Below are 18497 nucleotides of genomic sequence, written 5' to 3'. Positions count from 1 at the left end.
GAAAAGTGAGGGTTGATTATGTAAGATGATTTTTTCTGTAAAATGTGCATATTTTACACCTAAAACCATTGTAAAATGACGAATTTACAAATTCAGAAAATGAGAATGTATCAAACGTTACGGGTTTTGTTTAAGGCAAATCCCGGGATGCTTGCCAAGTTGCCTAACGTAAACGAGTTTTTAACCGAACTGGATGCCGTGATCTTGCAGATTGAAGCTAATAGTAAGCTGCAACAACAGGGTACGAGCGACCTGACGGATTATAAAACCAAATTGCATGACAATCTGAAGCAGGATGTGCTTGATGCATCCCGTAAGGTTCAACCCTATGCCGTATATACCAAGGATAGCGCTTTGCAGAAAGCTACCAAATATACGGAGAGTGATCTCAACCGTCTGCTCGATGTGGAACTGATACAGGTTGCCAAAGGATTGTATGATAAAGTGAACGCTCAGTTACCGAATCTTGCCCCTTACGGCTTGACGGACGATACGCAGGCAACGTTTCTCAAAGACATTATGCTCTACGAAACGGCTATCCCCGAAATCAAAAAAGGGAAACTCGATCAGAAAAATGTGACAACTCAACTGGGTGAAAACTTTGACAGTGCCAATGAGATTATCGACAATCTCGACCTGTTGGTAGAGATTGTACGTAATTCAGACCCGCAATTTTATGCCGATTACCAAAATCTGCGTAAGGTAGAGCCATCTTACAGCACCGTGCAATTGCGTGCCAAAGTAAAAGATGCCACCACCGAAATGCCGATAGCCAATGTAAAGCTATCCTTTACATACAATGGCAACAGTAAGCCGGAGTTTGTAAAGCAAACCGCCGCCAAGGGAGGAATAATGGTACGGAGCATGGCCGAAGGAATCTACACCATCGCCATCAATAAGATAGGCTACCAACCACAAACCATCACGGCTACCGTCGCCTCCGATGCCTTGTGCAGTTTAGATATAAAACTGGTGAAGAGTTGAATAAAAACAGGGAGTAATGCCGAAAGGGATTGCTCCCTTTGATTGATAAAAACGGATTATAGTTAGCTAACCCCGTTTGACCCAAGAATGGAGATTGCAGGTATTCGTTCAAGCTTAACGAAGTGTAGCTTGGACGCAAAATAGAAACAATTTGTAACTGGTTGTGGATGCAATCCACTTTAGTTTTGGGTACAAGTTACGCTATCGCTAAACATGCGCCAGTAAGGGGAAGTTATGGAAAACGGAGTTTTCCATAGCGAAAATGAGTTTTATTTAGGGGATTGTTATGCGCTATTGTTTGAAAAAATAAAAAAACAAAAAAATAAATGAGATTATGGCAAATGAAAGAGAAATTAGAAAAGGTGTGACAAATTTTGGCTTTGTGACAAATATTAGAACATTTATTCAAGAAGTGAATGATTTATTGGCGGAAAGTGAGACTCCTTTTAGAGCGTTTGATTTTAATGCTTTAATAGATAAAATTACAGAAGAAAAAACTGTCATTTATAAAAATAAATTTGGGAAAAACACGACGGTTGAGAACGCTGTTTATGCATTATTCAAAACTGCTAAAAAGGCAGCTAATGGAAAAGAATTAATTGCATATTATGACAGAGCAAGAGTTGAGAAAGGCTGGACAGGTATCTATTTTACAACAGAGAAGGAGTTTGAGAAAGAAGTAAAAGATAATTTAATGTTTCGACTAGGTGCACTAAATTTCGAAAATTGGCAAGATGGATTACAGTTCCTTGAAGATTTAAAAACTAAATGTATTCCAGAAAAGTGGAATTATAAAAGTCACCAATCAGGCATCCCTCACCCAATCCTAAAATCATATATCGAAAATACTTTTGAAAAACTAAAAGTTGAAGATAATGGGTCAAAAATTATAAAAAGTGATGACAAAAAATATATTGTTTTTAATACAGGTCTCTTAGATAAATTTTTCCACGAAATTTTCATTATTGTTCATGTGCTTGAAGAGGGAGGCGAAACGCTTTACAGAAACCCTTACATTCTAAATAGTCTGACAGACTTGACGAGGATAGGATTTACTATGAATGGAAAAAGAGTTGTAAAACAAGATGATTTACCTGAACCAGCAACTTTCTTCACTAATATCAATGAAGTTATTTTTCACCCGGACATTGAAATTGATAGAAATTATGACAAATTTACTCACATTATAGAGGAACGTAGAGATAGATTCCCGAGAGAAGACCAAGAGCGAGACAGTACTGAATTAGCTAGAAAGTTAGATAACTCAATCAACTATGCAATTGCAATAGCGAAAAGAAATTATAAACTTGTAATTCCAATGTACAGACCTCAAGAAGCTAAAATACAACTGCTCATGCCAATATATTTGTCGGGTTCTTTTACGAGTAGTCCAGACTTTGCATTAGTTCTAGATTTAGAAGATGGTATTTACACTCCTGAGACTATTTTACCATTAGATGCTGCTTATCAAAATGCAAGACTTATAACAAAACCAGACGAATTATGGCTTAATCCAGACGACATTTAAAAAATAGCTCTTCGCAATCGCGGGTCTTCCGAATACATGTAGTCAGGAGACCCACAGTAGTGCAAAGATTGGATTCTAAAATATTACTAGTTATGTTTGATAATAAGATAAAAACAGGTATTCCGGGGTTGGATCGGTTACTTTTTGGTGGATTACAGTTGCCTCCGATGCCGAAAAAAGGGGAATCAATGTCATATCGTCCACTAACTGTTGTAATTTCAGGAGAAAGTGGAACATATAGGACATTATTTGGCATGCAATTGCTTCATGGACTTTCTATGGAGCTGCAAAATGAATTTCCGAGAGATGTTGAAGAGAATAAATTCAAAGACTCAGAACAGGGTAAACCGGAGATGCAGCCTGATCAGAAATCTTTGCAATATACATTGGTCGCTCCTTGTGTTATAAGCTTTAAAAAACAGGAGCAGAATTTATCAGATATATTGCTAGATATGGTTATTGCTAAATGTGTAAGACGTATTATTAAACACAACTTGAATAAGGAGAACTGTCAAATCATTAGACACAAATTTAGTTCTTCAATCTTTGATTTTGATGGATGTACATCTATTTGTCAGTTTGATATTGATGAGATGGATAGGTATATTGGTGAAGAAGTTGTGATATATAATAACAGAACAAATGCATTACATTTTACAACACCTTATGAGCCCTATATGGAGAATAGCGCAAATGCTGATATCAATGATTTAATAGCGCGTCGTAAATATAATTCAATGAACGAATATATTAAACCTGATATTCAACAGATGTTACCAAAGGATTTATCCTGCGAGTTCTTCAATGTGAATATTTATGGTCAGATTGAGGCTCCGAACTTGTGCGTAAAGGATAAAACTAAAAATGGAGAGAAAATATATTCACCTTTAGGCATTGCTAATACTGAATTTATTCCCTGTGTTGTGATAGATAATTATGATCAATACATGAAGTTGTATTCTAAGGCGCCACAATCGTTAATCGTAATATATCTGGAGAATTCGAAGAACAAGATTAAAGACATCAATCCGGATGTGTGGTTTGATTTACGCGTTGCTGAAAATCCAGAAATTGATTATTGGATAAATCAACTAACAATACGGAAGGCAATCTTACAGAATTCAGCACTGGGTTGGCATCAGTATAAAAACCGTGATTATGGTATTGAAGTATATCCAAGTTCAAACGTTTTGCTTCAACGGCGACGACATATGCTTAAAGCCATTGCAAGAGCAAATGTTGATATCCTCTCAGACACATTTCAACAATATATTGATAATTATCGTTATGTGAATCAGGACAATAATGCAGACGATAAATGTTTGCAATCCTACATATGCAAACGCTACGAAGAATTCAAAAAGGATCAAGCGAGAAACTCAAAAGATAGACTTCATAAAATATATGATTCTTTACGAAAAGATCTTCGAACAAGTAGTGTGCTGTCCGAAATATTAGTTGACAAAGCTATTGATGGTACTTCAACAGCTATAATAGGATCTGCAAATTCATATAAACGCTTTCTCTCGTTAGCCAAAACGTTTAGTGCTTCGTTTGTGGGAAATCATACTTTGTATATATTGCTTGATCAAGATGCCGAGAAACTGCGAAAATCGATGGTTTGTCCTACTTGGGAATATCGTAATGCCAAATCAGGAACCAATATAAAACAATTTGGCAAGTACAAAGAACATGATTCAGTAAGTGATAACGAATCAGGGAATTTGGACTGTAGCGATTGTTATGCAGGTATACATTTTTGGGATGTTCGCATGGGTAACATTACTTCGGATGAATTTTTTTATTATCTCACTCAGCAATTCGAAAGTCAACCGAAGATAAAGCAAATAATCATCGATAATATTCCGCGTATTAATTATAGCTTTCCTTTATTGAAAAGAGATCACTTATTCTTAACGACACTTGTTTCTATTTGTAAGGAATATAAAAAGGATTTAGTGATTCTTTGTGACCGAACTTCTAATTATGTGGATGAGTTACGCATGTTAGCTGATAATGTGATTTGTACTGAACGTGTTGAAAAAGAGACTCATATATATGTCGAACAATATAATGGCTATAATGCGCCAAGTCATATATATGCTTGTAAAGTGAAAAAGATGGAAGAACTATTTTATTGTGAAACGCATAAAGAATTCCATCAATATTGTTTAAATGAAAATCGTGTGGATAATTACGATATCCGAAGTTTAGATAAATATTGGGAACCTAGCCAACCAAATGTTTTAGCGAGAATATTCAATAAAAATAAGGGATATGAAACCAGTAAGTAATGAATTTGGAGAGTGGATTAAGGGGCAACGGTTTACTGTTTTTTTGGCAATATTTTGTGCTATTTTGCCTTTGTTGATAAACCCATTTGTTAGATTATTAGGAACTCCTCATTTTTTGTCCATTATAGCAAAGGATGATTATTTGGGTATGTATATTTATGATATATGTAATATAATGTTTATTGTTGCTGGTCTCTTAGTTGTAACAAGTAGTAATTTTCTACTGAATTCGAAAGATTATGATAAGGCTGAAAGATTGACTCGATATGTACAAGATAAATTCGGTAGTGGAAGCTCTCTTTATTTGGAAGGTCGTGAGGCGTTGTATCAGCGTATGAGTAAGGGGTGTAAACAATTCTATTACTCGTGGGTTGTTGTGTGGATTGTGTGGCTTATACTATATATTGGTAAGCTAATATTTATAATTAGAATGGATCACTTTTCATACAGTCCAGGACTGAACTCGATAGATTTATATAAGATTCAGGGTTTGTTTGAAAATATCTGTAATTTGATAAATAGCGGAGCCTTCTTTTTTATTTACCTTGTTATAACAATTTCAACAGTGAAACAAGCTGTGCCGAATCATAGCTTGAAAGAGATGCATCGATACATTATTATATTATTATTTTTAGGTCTAGTATGTATATTGTTTGATTTTAATGCACTTTTTGTTGATGGTTCGAAATCTTATTATTTGTGGGAATTAGTGATTCAGCTTATAATATCTTTAATTGCAAGTATATCCATGATTGCTGTGGTTGGGCGTCTCAATAGTAGTTTTATGGATATACCTCAGTGGATGATTCTTAGTCTATATTTATATGCTGCTTTGCAAATGTTTTATCCCTTGGGCCTGTTAAATCAATATGTTAGTAATGAAATGGTAGATGATTCTTCTGTAGTGGCTTTGCAGAGTGCTCTAGATATAATCTATAAAGGTTTTTATTTTTGCGCTTTTTTAGGTAAGATTTGTATGTTGCTTACTATTAAATGGATAATGAGTAATAATCGTTTCTTATTTTATTCAACTCATATAGCTCAGGTTTTGGCTGAGTCGGAAGATATGATGAAAGAATTTAATCGATATTATGAGAGAAGTCGGTAGTTTGTGTTTTATTGATGAAAGTGCAAAATCTCTACAGCTAAAATAAAGCAGATAAATTTTCGTAGTCTCTGGGTATCTTTCTATCTTTGTGGCGAAAGTTACCCTAAATCTAAAAGAGCCAGTATATTGTAATGTCTTTGCAGTTTTCGGATTGTTTAACGACATGACAATTGCAAAAAACACGTCTGGATGCGGGGAGCCGTTAAAACACAAATAGATGGTCAACAAGCGTACCTCCTTTATTCTTGCATTGGTTTTAGTGCAATGTTTTATCTGTGTTTCCAATTGCGTGCAGGCACAAACAAGTAAGACATTCTGGTTTGTAGCGCCCGACCTCTCTTCCGGACACGAAGAAAGCCCCATATTGTTCCGCCTTGTCAATGGTAATGCGGTCGACGCGAAAGTGACTATTTCGCAACCGGCAAACCCTTCCGGATTTACTCCGATAACATTGACAGTTCCTCATAATTCTTTAAGCTCTTGTGATCTGACGACATTTCTCGGTCTGGTAGAGGATTCACCGGACAACAATGTGAACAATAAAGGCTTGTTGATTACTTCCGATCAATACATCTCCGTTTATTATGAAGAAAATGGATCGAATAATCCCGCTATTTATGCCCTCAAAGGAGATAATGCTCTGGGCACATCTTTCCTTATTCCGGGGCAAAACCTGTTGGACAATGTTACTACAGTCAACCCTAAGCCATATAACTCATTTCACATTGTTGCCGCCTCGGATAATACCAGGGTGACAATAACTCCCCAAAATGCAATTTCAGGCCATGCGGCCGGAGTTCCATTTACTATTACCCTGAACAAAGGACAGACATATGCTGCAGTGGCAACTTCTCAGTTGGCAGCAAATCATCTTGGAGGAAGCCGCGTTACCTCCGACAAGCCTGTGGCTATTACCATCTGCGACGATTCAATGTATGGCGCAGCAATAGGAGGTACCTGCTATAACGAAGGCGGAGACCAGATTATTCCTTTGAGTTTGTTGGGTCAGGAGTACATCGCTGTAAGGGGCAATTTTGGGGTGGGAATAAGTTCTTTTTATGGAGATCAGGTCTTTGTGATGGCAACTCAACCCAATACGGATATCTATATTAACGGTTCAAAAACAACCACAATCACGAATGTGGGAGAAATATACCGGTATAATATGACACAGTCCGAAAATGCCTGTTACATCAAGGCCAATAAAAATATCAGTGTGCTGCAAATGAGTGGTTTCGGATGTGAGACAGACTTTGCCGTGTTGGCTCAATTGTCGTGTACCGGCTCGCGCGAAGTGACCCTGGCCCGGTCAACTTCTGATAATTATTATCTTACCGTATTGGTTGAAGCCGGAGGAGAAGGTAACTTTACCATATCGACCTCCAGTGGTGCTGGTGCCACACTTACCGCTTCCGATTTTAATCCGGTTCCGGGAACAGGCGGAAAATATTTGTATGCCAGGAAATCATTCACTACAGCGCAAATACCACAGGGGGCAACTGTTACATTGAAAAACAATACGAATAAATTTCATGTAGGGATTATTCACGGGACAAGTGGTTCCGGTTGCCGTTTCGGATATTTCTCTGAATATTCGTCTTCGCAGGCAAGATTCGATCCCAGAATGGTCTATGTATGTCAGGGCAATCCGATTAACCTGACTCCCACGTTTACCGTTTCCCGAACGGTAGATCCGAGTTCTGTCCTTTATTCCTGGGATGTTCCGGATGGAATGGGAGGCAGACAATCTTTCCCGCCGTCTAATGCAACACCCTCTTACCAGGTACCCAGTGCTTCTCTTGCTCAATCGGGTGCATACATAGTGCATGTAAGCGCCGATGGTTGTGATGCTACCGATACTGCAACCGTGAAAGTTCTTAATTCTCCGCTTACAGGGGTAAAAACGGTTACTGTTTATACGAATGAGTTGCCCTACGAATGGAATGGGAAGAAATACCGTGCTACCGGAGATTATCCGGAAACTCTTGTGAGTGTTCTGGGCGGGTGCGACAGTATTGTGACATTGAAACTGACGGTATCGCCCGATTTTTCAGCCACAATGAAAGCTTCGCCTCAGATTTGTGCTAACGATAAGAATTTTACTTTAAGCTACGATGTCGCATATGGGACTGTCGATTATCATTCTGTGGTGTTTGACAGTAAAGCTCAACAAGCCGGCTTTGTTGATATTTTGAAACAGTCAGCCAACGGTTATATCGATGTGCCATTGCCATCCGGCGTGACGCCTGATACTTATAATGCCTCCGTGATATTCGAGAATAGTCAGGTGACAAAGACACAGCCGGTGAGTTTTACGGTAAATTATTCCTCGTCGATTATTCTGCAAAAATGGAACGATGTGCTGGCATTACTTAATAGCAGTTACAATGGTGGGTATGACTTTTCAGTCTTTCAATGGTATAAAAATGGCCAGGTTATAGATGGCGCTACTGAATCTTACCTTTATATAGAGAACGGACAACTGGATACAAATGCTCAATATCAGGTCAAAGTAACCAGAGCCGTTGATGGTGTTTCGCTATTCACCTGTCCGTTTCAACCTACCCTGCATACCGACGTATTGGTATATCCGACCTTGTTGTCGAGAGGAAGTCCGGTGACCATAAAAATGGATGAGAAGGGGTCAGGGTTGTTGCTCAATATCTCAGGGTTGAAAATTAAGCAGCAGGCATTGAATCCGGGAGAAAATAGCATGAGAGCACCTGACAGCGCAGGTACGTATGTGTTAGTGCTTACCAATAGCAAGGGCGAAAGCAAGAAACAATTATTGATTGTGAAATGATGATTAAAAGAGAAATCATACGCCTGACGATAATGCCGGTACTCATTGTACTATCGGTATGCTATGCTGTGAATGTGACTGCTCAATCCAATGTCAATACGAATAATTTTCTGATTTGGGGCTCGGGCGGATATAGCCGCATCAGTAACGATGCTCCTGCTACAAATGCAGTTGGCAATGCTGGCGGGGCAGTTGGAGCTGGTTTTGAAATGCACTTTAAGAATAATATACTGCTGCAAACAGGGTTGGAACTGTCCTGTCTGACTTCAAGAATGAACCGGCAGGATACCTTGCTGGTGGTGCCGATGATAGATACGGAAAACAATTTGTACGACGGTCATTTTGCGTTTCAGAATACACACGATATGCAGCAGATTTTGAATGTGGGAATTCCGTTAATGATTGGTTACGAGTCTCCCAATGGACTCTATTTTGCCGTAGGCGGCAAGGCCATGCTCAATCTGGGCGGACAAAGCCGCGCTACAACTACAGTCACCTCAACAGCTTATTACGAAAATTTGATCGGCTATAACAACACAGGGATATTGAGCAATATGATAAATCACGGACTTTTTACAGAAACACGATCGGTAAACAGTTCGTTACGGTTGCATGCTATCTTTTCAGGTTCGGTAGAAGCTGGTTATACGTTTGGCAAAAACCCCGAAGATTATTCAATAAAGAACAAGCCGAAAATTCGTTTGTCGATGATTTGCGACTATGGTTTTGCTCCTTTAGCAGGGATAGAGAAGCCAACGTCCCTTTTTGTCAATACTTCGGCTACAGGAGGTTTTACTCCCGCTGTCAGTGGCTATTTGTTGAATAACATTAGCTCAAACAGGTTGAATATTCTTTATGTGGGGCTCAAAGTAACGGTCTTGTTCGGAGTGAAAAAATATGGTTGCAATTGTACTAAGGAATAGCCTCGACGGTTTTGCGGGCTTTGCATGAAAGTATGGAAATGTTTTAACGCAAAATAGTTGCAAATCAGGCTGATTTATGTGTATCTTTTGCGAATAAATCAGGGCGTAAACTAAGGAGGACTAGATTATGTCACAGAACATGCCTTTAATCATCACCATTAGCCGTCAGCTCGGGTGCGGAGGAGCTTATATCGGCGAAGCGCTTGCCAGTCATTTCGGTATATCGTATGCCGATCGCGATATAATTTCCCAGACGGCGCAGAAATTATCCCTGCATGAAAGAGATATAGCTCACCGTGACGAAAAAATCATCACAGCCTGGCAGACTTTCTTGCAATCGATTACCCGCACTCCCGACCGGATAGAACACCAACCTTTGCCTCCCACCGATAAGGAGTTGTTTGTCGCCGAAAAGGAAGTGATCGAACGTTTGGCAACCGAGCGTTCGGCAGTGATAATGGGAAGGTGTGGTTCGTTTATTTTGCGCAACCATCCTAATCATATAAGCATTTTTCTGCATGCCGCTACTCCGTTCCGGATTCAACGTTTGTGTGAAGATTGCAGTGTGTCCGAAACGCGAGCTCAGAAAATGATTCAGGAAAGCGACAAAAAGAGATCGGAATATGTGCATCAGTTTACCGGTCAGATATGGATGGATGCAACAAAATATGATCTTTCCGTGCGGACAGATATTCTTGGCGTGGAAGAGTGCACTGAAGGAATTATCCGTGTGGTGGAAAAAATTATCGCCAAGAAAACGTGTGAAGTGTGCGAAGAATGAAAAATCTGATCAAATAAACTTTCGCATTAGCAAAATGGTGTCGTACGCACCGTCCAGTTTTCTTCCGTTTTCTCTTTTGCCTTCCACCTCGAAGCCGAACTTTTGGTACAAGGCAATGGCAGAGCTATTTGATTCGAATACGTCCAACTCGATTTTTTCAAGATGATTGATGTTGCGGGCGTGTTCGATTGTTTTTTGTAGGAGCAATGTCCCCAACCCTTTTCCTCTGTATTCCGGCAGAATGCCCATGCCCAATACCCCAACATGGCGTAATCCTTCGTAACTCTTCGGGATGATATCGCACCAACCCACCACCTGATTGTTGTCTATAGCAAAATATTGCGCCAGATTATTCTCAATGATAGCTTTGGCATAGGAAAACGAAGCATCGAGGGGAAAACCTTCGGTCGAGCCCAGGTATTTTCTTTCACGAGCCACAGCGTCAACAGCCTGGCAATAGGATTCAGTATAGGCAAAAGAAGTATATTGAATGGTCATAAGTTTCAGGCTTTTTCCATTACACAGGTCCAGATGTTAACCAGCGAATCACCATCGTATAATGCTCCTTCGCTGTAGCAACAGTTACCCCGGCGCACAATAACCTCAAACCCGTTGAATGCGGTATTTTCGATGACGAATTTCGAATAGATACGGTTACGGTCGATATTGAAAGTCCCTCGTTGCAGGCCTAAGGCAGGATTCTTCGAGACGTATTCGTATAATCGCTCGTTGATTTGGGTAATGGTATAGTCGTTCGAAAGTTTCTTTCCGTTAAGATCTATCCAGCTGTTATTTTTCAGTTCGCTGCCTTTAATCAAAATGTGGGTTTCTCCCGATGCTTTTGAGATTCGACCGTCAGCATCCGTAAATTCCGATTGTGTCAACCACTTGCCCGGTTCCGATAAAAGATGTTGATTCTGTAGGTGCATAAACAGTGTTTTTGAAGATTATTTTTTCATTGAAAATACCCGTAGTGCATTTAGACACAAATAAGTTTGTAATGTATTAAAGCGCTACATTACAAGCGTATATATTATTCAAAAATCAATCCACTTATCAAACCCTACCCCCGTTCCGGGTACTTCCCTTCATCTGAAGGGAAGACTAATCTGCTATCTTAGCAATAGATCCTAAAATACAGTTCAACCTTCGCGACAGTGTGTCCCCTTTGGATAAAGGGGACGAGCGAAGCGGAGGGGTTAGATAAGATTACAATGTGAGTCATTTAATATACCGCTACTTATAACATTTACCACAATTGCACTACGGGTGGAAAACACAAATTTATAGATAAGACTCAATATTTCGAACTGAGATAGACAAAAATTTACTCATTGTTCTTGTAAAATTGAGTTTTAAGTGGATAAGTTCTTTTTCGTATGGCTAAATTGATGTTATAAATACGCTATTACGTGTCGGATTAATTGCCACAGCGAATATAAGTTCTAACTGATAAAAAAACGGGGTTGTTTTTAAACCGATTATCTCATTTGTAGTCTAAATTTTTGTTTTTATTTTCCCGTTTTGATTTTATTATCTGTTAAACCTATATTTCCATGAAAAAACTAACTTCTACGAAGGTTTTTCTTTGTTGTTTATCAATGGGAGCAATGTTGTTACTGTGCCCCATTGTCTCGGCTCAGAAAACCAAATTAACTCTGGACTTCACCCAGCCCGGCGCCAATGTAAGTCCGATGCTTTACGGACTGATGACCGAAGAGATCAACCACTCATACGACGGCGGTTTGTATGGCGAATTGATTCGCAACCGCATTTTCAAAGACAACAAAACCAAACCGGAAGGATGGAGTTTGGTTCAACAAGATACCGCTTCAAGAGCTTCTATCAAATTGATTGCAGCTGACCCCGATAACGTTCCTTTCGACGAAAGAAGGCATTCCATCAATACAGCTCTTACCACTTGCTTGCGACTTACCGTAGCCAAAGGCGGCAGTCGGGTAGGGGTTGCCAACGAAGGCTACTGGGGCATTCCTGTTAAGCCGTCGACTACTTACAAAGCTTCATTTTACATGAAAGGTACCGGTAGTATGCAGTTTCCTCGCCGCCCGGGTATGCCGGCAAGACCACAGAATGCCACCCCGGCTCCCGTTATTGAAAATAATACCGCCGGTCCGATAAACGTTACCATTGAGAGTAATGATGGCAAAACAGTGTATGCAACGGGAACCGTTACGCTTGAAAAAAGCACTTTCTGGAAAAAATACGAGGTGACATTGACCACCGCTGCAAATGTGGAACCTACCGCCGATGCCCGTTTTGTGATCTCGACTGATCGTACTGGTCTCTACTATTTCAACTTAGTGTCGTTGTTCCCTCCAACCTACAATAACCGTCCGAACGGTAACCGCATCGACCTGATGCAAATGATGGTGGATATGAAACCGAAATTTCTGCGTTTTCCGGGCGGTAATTTTCTTGAAGGGCCCGACTTTGAGAATGCTTTTCCCTGGAAAACGACGTTGGGACCTATTGATAACCGTCCGGGCCATAAAGGTTCATGGGGTTACCGACCCACCGACGGCATGGGACTTTATGAATTTCTGATGTGGTGTGAAGAAATTGGTGCAGAACCTATTCTGGGTGTGTATGCCGGATATTCGCTCAACGGAGACCATGTGGATCCCGGGCCGTTGCTCAAACCTTACGTGGAAGATGCGTTGGATGAAATTGAATATGTTATAGGTGACAAATCGACTTATTGGGGAGCTAAACGTGTTGCCGACGGACATCCTGAGCCATTTAAGCTTACCTACGTGGAAATTGGTAACGAAGATTGGTTCGACCGTACCAACAGTTACGACGGACGTTTCAAACAGTTCCGCGAAGCTATCGAGAAAAAATATTCGCAACTGACCTGCATCTCGACCATTACCGATACGCAGAACCCCGATCTGAAAGTGACCGGCAAAAAGCCGGATGTTATGGACGAGCACTACTATCGCTCTTCTTGGGAGATGTTTGCCAATGCATCTCAATACGATAAATACGACCGTAACAGTTCTAAAATTTTTGTGGGCGAATGGGCTACGCGCGAAGGTGCCCCTACCACTAACCTGCATGCTGCGTTGGGCGATGCTGCCTGGATGACAGGTATGGAGCGCAACTCCGATCATGTGATTATGTCGTGTTATGCACCGCTGTTTGTCAATGTAAATACGGCTACAGCTACCGCACCCAAAGCCTGGCAGTGGGATTCCGACCTGATTGGTTACAATGCTCTGAGCGCTTTCGGGTCGCCGTCTTATTACGTTCAGAAAGCATTCAGCGAATATCTTGGCAATAAAATCGTACCGACGACAGCGATTAATATTCCTACTCAGAATCCTCCGTTGTCTAAAAGGGACAGCATTAACGGAACCAAACCGGCTCCGGTGCCTGTCATATTTTACTCGGCTACGCAGGATGATAAAACCGGAACGATCTATCTGAAAGTGGTGAATGCCTCGGGTAAAATACAGCCGGTGGAAATCAATCTGAAAGGGTTGGCGAAAGTGGATAAGAAAGCAACGATGGTGGTGATTAAGGGTTCAAAACCAGAAGATACCAATACCATCACTGAGCCACAGAAGATTGTGCCTGCTACATTCGCTATCAAGGGAATCGGGACGACGTTTTCGCAGAAACTGGCTCCTTATTCGGTCAATATTCTGCAACTTAAGATTCAAAAGTAGAAGGGTTATTCGTGTTTGAATATTGTTTTTAACAGGACGGCAAGCAATATGCTGTCCTGTTATAGTGTTTAAAGGCCTCCAAAAAACGATTGTAAAATTGTATATTTGCAATTGATTTAATTTTAATCTATTAAGTAAATAAATGATTTGCGTGTTGATGTTTGATTATCAATGCGGACGAGCATGATTCGTTTTTTATGCATAAGGATGAATTTTATCATGCGGCTTTCATCCGGTATTAATCTTAAAAACATGAGAAAAATAGGTAGTATTATTCTTGTATCGTTTCTTTTGATTGGGAATATGGCTTTTGCACAGAACAAGGCTATTTCCATCACAAAAGCCGATTTGAAAAAAGTCGGCACCTCCATAGCTCCTTCTCAGATAGGAGAACCGGTAGGGTCGGTAAAACTGTATGAGCCACGCTGGATCGAAGCCACTGAAACTACTTCGGCTTATGCAGTAGTAGAAGGTTCCATATTCCCGGTCGATCCGCAAGGCTGGCCGATTAATTTTCGGGTGCTTCTTCCTGCCAGCTGGACACAACATGCCATGCAGGCCGGTGGTGGAGGTATGAATGGAACCATTACCGTACGAGAAGGTAGAAATCCGTTGATCAATAAGGGATTTGCGCTTTATGGAAGTGATTCCGGACACCAGGCTGGTGGTATGGGCTTCGGCGGCGCACAACAAAAACCATTGGCTTCGGGTCCAACTCCGGGTGATGAATGGGCCATGAACGATGAGGCGATCAAAAACATGGGATACATGCAGATGAAAAAGACGCATGATGCCGCTATGGTGATTATGGAAAGATTATACGGAAAACGTCCTGCTTACAACTACTATGTGGGAACTTCGCACGGAGGCCTCGAAGCTCTGACTGTAGCACAACGTTACCCGAAAGATTATAACGGAATTATTGCGAACGTGCCCATTGTCAACTTCTCTAGCCTGATGTTGGCTCCCGAATTGATCCGCATTCAGGAAATACCGGCAAAAAACTGGGTGACTCCTGCCAAAGTGAACGCCATTCGTGCCGAATTCCTCCGTCAGTGTGATGCCCTTGATGGCCTTTCCGACGGCATTATCAACAACTACATGGCTGCCCGTGCTATTTTCAACGTAAACGATGGCATTGGCCCGAAAGATCCCTGGGCAGCTTTGCGTGCCCCGAACAATACAGATCCCGATCCGTCTGATAAATCCGCTTCGGCTAAACTTACCGACGAGCAAATTAAAACAATGGAGTTTGAATACAGCAACTATAAGTTTGCTACTCCTTTGGCTAACGGCGTAAAAAGCTTTGGCATGTGGTTGCCCACGATTGAACCCGATGGTTTTGGTATGATTGATGGTCGTCGTTATAAAGGTCAGGAGGGAGCTGCCGAAAACGCTCCGATGCATAACTTTATGGGCACGCTGGGTGTAACCGGATTTTTGATGCAGGATATAAAGGCCAATCCGCTCGATTATGTGGAAGGTGGAAAATGGAATGACCGTCGCAAATTGCTCTCGGAATGGCTCGATTCTACCAATCCCGATCTCTCGACTTTCTATAAAAACGGTGGTAAAATGATTCTTACCATTGGCACGATGGACAACATTGCGTCGCCGGGTGCTCAGCTCGATTATTATCAGTCGTTGCTCGACAAGATGGGACGTCCTACAATCGATAAATTTGCCCGTTTGTATGTAGTGCCACAGGCAGGCCATGGTTTGTCGGGACGCAGTTATAAGATGAATGGAGAAGGTAAACCTGTAGAGGTGAAGAATATTCCGTCTCCCAATGGTGATGATAATATGGATATGCTCGTAAACTGGGTTGAAAAGAAACAAGCTCCGGCTAAAACATTAATGGTGGATACGAAAGGGCGAATCAGCCCGAAACAACAAGGTGCAGGTTATTTATTGTGCTCTTATCCCAACTATCCGAAATACGTTGGCGGACCTGCCGATCAGGTTTCATCGTACGTCAGCGCCGAAAAATAAATTTTTAGATACCGATTCCCAACGGTAGCGGTATATATTTGAAACAAGAAGCACTTTGCTTTTGTGTGGCTTAATGCCTTAGAAACACAGAAGTAAAGTGCTTTTTATTGTTCAACTATGAAAGTTGTCGTATCTTTGAAACCTCCTTACAGTTATAACTTTAATCTTTTACTCATGAAAAATAACGGTCTTATTATCGTGGTTTTTATTTTTCTTGCTCTGCTTTCATTTCAACGTGCCGAAAGTCAGACGCAGGAAGCGAATAAAATAACGGGTAATTACACCATTCCCGATTGTCCCGATTGGGCTAAAAATGCCGTGTTTTATCAAATTTATCCCCAAACATTCTACGATTCCGATGGCGATGGCATTGGCGATCTCCAAGGAATTACCCAAAAGCTGGATTATATCAAAAGCCTTGGCGTGGACGCTATCTGGCTCAATCCTTTTTTTGAATCTCCATTTTGTGATGCCGGATACGACATCTCCGACTACTATAAGGTAGCGCCCCGTTACGGCACCAACGACGATGCCAAAACGTTGTTTGCCGAAGCGCATAAAAGAGGGCTTCATGTCTTGTTCGATTTTGTGGCAAGTTATACGTCGATGGAGCATCCGTGGTTTAAGGCTTCGGCTCAGCAGCAGAAAAATCGCTATACAAACTGGTATATCTGGACCGATAATATCTGGACAAATCCTCCGCGCCGGTATCTCGATTCGTTTGTAAAGGGGTACGGTACCCGCAACGGTCAGTATATGCGTAATTTTTACTATTGCGAACCGGCTCTCAATTATGGCTTTGCATTGCCCGATACTGCCTGCAAATGGCAATTACCAACCAATCATCCCGATGTGATGTCGATGCGCGAAGAGATGAAAAATGTGGTGCGTTTCTGGATGGCTCTCGGAGCCGACGGCTTTCGTGCCGACATGGCGGGTGCACTGGCCAAAACTGCCAATATTCAGGGCAACCAGCAGTTTTTCAATACGCATGAAGATGCTACCAAAAAATTCTGGAAAGAGGTGCGTGCTATGCTGAAAAACGAGTATCCGAATGCTTTCACGGTATCCGAATGGTCGTATCCGCTAGATGCCCTCGATGGCTGTTTCAATGCTGACTTTTTCCATTGGTTTGACGGCTACAACGATCTTTTCCAAAAAGAGGGCTGGCGTATTCTGAACGGCGTTTCCGAAGGTCACAGCTATTTTGACGTGGAGGGGAAGGGCGATATCAAACATTTCCTTGACAACTTTATGGTTCAGTATAATCCGACCAAAGGCAAAGGATATATCAGCCTACCGCTGGGCAATCACGATAATGCGCGTCTTGGAAACAACCGCAGTGATGATGATCTGGAAATGATTTACGCATTCGGCCTGACCATGCCGGGTGTCCCATTTATTTATTATGGCAACGAAATAGGCATGAAGCAAATGCTATCCGACTGGCCACAGGTGGAAGGCGCTTACCGTCCCCGAAACGGAGCACGTACACCCATGCAATGGACATCGGGTAAAAATCTTGGCTTTTCGACGGCTGCATCCGAAAAACTGTACCTGCCTGTTGATTCGGCGAAAAATGCACCCAATGTTGCAGACGAAGAAAAGAATCCGAATTCGTTGTTGAACAAAACACGTAAACTGATTGCCTTGAAACACACCGAACCGGCACTTGCCAATTATGCCGAATTTATTCCCTTGTTCGCGCAGTCGAAAACCTATCCGTTTGTATATGCCCGTGCCAACAAAAAGGATGTCGTGCTCGTAATTTTGAATCCTTCGGGCAAAGAAGCCACAGCTCGTTTCGATCTCCCGTTGAAATATGCCAAAACATCCGTATTGGCTGGTAAAGCGTTGAAGTTACAGAAAAAGGACAACACAGTAACAGTGACGGTTCCGGGACAGACCTATTCTATAGTCAAATTGCTGTGAATTTGATTGAATTTGCGGCTTTACGTCCTCGTGATTGTTAATTCAGAATTATATCTTTGACAGATTGATAACAACTTATTTTGTTTTTCTCCTTTAGTTGAGAGTGTTGTGATTTGCTTTCAGAATTATATCTTTGACAGATTGATAACAACTCCGTTTTATCTTCTCCTGAATTTGGAGAGGTTGTGATTTGCTTTCAGAATTATATCTTTGACAGATTGATAACAACGTCGCCAAGCGAAAGTACACCTTTGAGCGTGTTGTGATTTGCTTTCAGAATTATATCTTTGACAGATTGATAACAACACAGCTGCATATCTTCAGGCAAATGATGGTGTTGTGATTTGCTTTCAGAATTATATCTTTGACAGATTGATAACAACAGAAGAAGGCCTAAAGACACTCCTCGTTTAGTTGTGATTTGCTTTCAGAATTATATCTTTGACAGATTGATAACAAC

The 18497-nt window shown here is 41.2% G+C and carries 12 protein-coding genes and 1 CRISPR repeat array; of the genes, 10 read left to right on the top strand and 2 right to left on the bottom strand.

The genetic code is table 11. The features are described 5' to 3' along the window. Positions 1 to 75: 75 nt before the first annotated feature. The 7 genes from F8N35_RS05720 (at position 76) to F8N35_RS05690 (ending at position 10421) form a co-directional block, all read left to right on the top strand. Positions 76 to 984: a carboxypeptidase-like regulatory domain-containing protein gene (locus F8N35_RS05720; RefSeq protein ID WP_293050377.1), complete on the top strand. Its 909-nt coding sequence runs from the start codon at positions 76 to 78 to the stop codon at positions 982 to 984. A gap of 334 nt (positions 985 to 1318) precedes the next feature. Beyond that, positions 1319 to 2512, top strand: a complete 1194-nt coding sequence (locus F8N35_RS05715; protein WP_293050376.1) for a DUF3825 domain-containing protein — start codon at positions 1319 to 1321, stop codon at positions 2510 to 2512. Positions 2513 to 2604: 92 nt separating this feature from the next. Further along, the gene (locus F8N35_RS05710) at positions 2605 to 4806 is read left to right on the top strand and encodes a hypothetical protein (protein ID WP_293050375.1); all 2202 of its coding nucleotides are present in this window, start codon (positions 2605 to 2607) and stop codon (positions 4804 to 4806) included. Next, the gene (locus tag F8N35_RS05705; RefSeq protein WP_293050374.1) at positions 4790 to 5914 is read left to right on the top strand and encodes a hypothetical protein; all 1125 of its coding nucleotides are present in this window, start codon (positions 4790 to 4792) and stop codon (positions 5912 to 5914) included. Before F8N35_RS05710 ends, F8N35_RS05705 begins: the two co-directional genes overlap by 17 nt. A gap of 217 nt (positions 5915 to 6131) precedes the next feature. Next, a complete protein-coding gene (locus F8N35_RS05700; protein WP_293050373.1) occupies positions 6132 to 8717 on the top strand; it encodes an IgGFc-binding protein in 2586 nt (861 codons plus the stop codon). Continuing rightward, on the top strand, positions 8714 to 9640 hold the full coding sequence (locus F8N35_RS05695) for an outer membrane beta-barrel protein (protein ID WP_293050372.1): 927 nt from the start codon (positions 8714 to 8716) through the stop codon (positions 9638 to 9640). Before F8N35_RS05700 ends, F8N35_RS05695 begins: the two co-directional genes overlap by 4 nt. 127 nt (positions 9641 to 9767) lie before the next feature. Next, a complete protein-coding gene (locus tag F8N35_RS05690) occupies positions 9768 to 10421 on the top strand; it encodes a cytidylate kinase-like family protein (protein ID WP_293050371.1) in 654 nt (217 codons plus the stop codon). 9 nt (positions 10422 to 10430) lie between these two features. On the opposite strand, the gene F8N35_RS05685 is transcribed toward F8N35_RS05690, so the two are convergent. Further along, positions 10431 to 10919, bottom strand: coding sequence for a GNAT family N-acetyltransferase (locus F8N35_RS05685; protein WP_293050370.1), 489 nt, complete (start codon positions 10917 to 10919; stop codon positions 10431 to 10433). Positions 10920 to 10924: 5 nt separating this feature from the next. Beyond that, on the bottom strand, positions 10925 to 11350 hold the full coding sequence (locus F8N35_RS05680) for a hypothetical protein (RefSeq protein ID WP_293050369.1): 426 nt from the start codon (positions 11348 to 11350) through the stop codon (positions 10925 to 10927). Between the two features lie 627 nt (positions 11351 to 11977). Between F8N35_RS05680 and F8N35_RS05675 the strand changes: the two genes are divergently transcribed. The 3 genes from F8N35_RS05675 to F8N35_RS05665 all read left to right on the top strand — a co-directional run bounded on the left by F8N35_RS05675 (position 11978) and on the right by F8N35_RS05665 (position 18037). Beyond that, complete coding sequence (locus F8N35_RS05675; protein ID WP_293050368.1) at positions 11978 to 14113, top strand: alpha-L-arabinofuranosidase C-terminal domain-containing protein; 2136 nt, start codon at positions 11978 to 11980, stop codon at positions 14111 to 14113. Between the two features lie 252 nt (positions 14114 to 14365). Beyond that, entirely contained in the window at positions 14366 to 16105 is a 1740-nt protein-coding gene (locus F8N35_RS05670) for a tannase/feruloyl esterase family alpha/beta hydrolase (protein WP_293050367.1), read from the top strand. Between the two features lie 174 nt (positions 16106 to 16279). Then, a complete protein-coding gene (locus tag F8N35_RS05665; RefSeq protein ID WP_293050366.1) occupies positions 16280 to 18037 on the top strand; it encodes an alpha-amylase family glycosyl hydrolase in 1758 nt (585 codons plus the stop codon). Positions 18038 to 18142: 105 nt separating this feature from the next. Continuing rightward, positions 18143 to 18497: direct repeats of the CRISPR family, unit length 47 nt; unit sequence GTTGTGATTTGCTTTCAGAATTATATCTTTGACAGATTGATAACAAC.

It is taken from the genome of Paludibacter sp., assembly GCF_009712605.1.
In the GTDB taxonomy this organism is placed as follows: Bacteria; Bacteroidota; Bacteroidia; order Bacteroidales; family Paludibacteraceae; genus Microbacter.
Note: the sequence above shows the minus strand (reverse complement) of the source record. Positions and strands in the feature narration are given on the sequence as shown.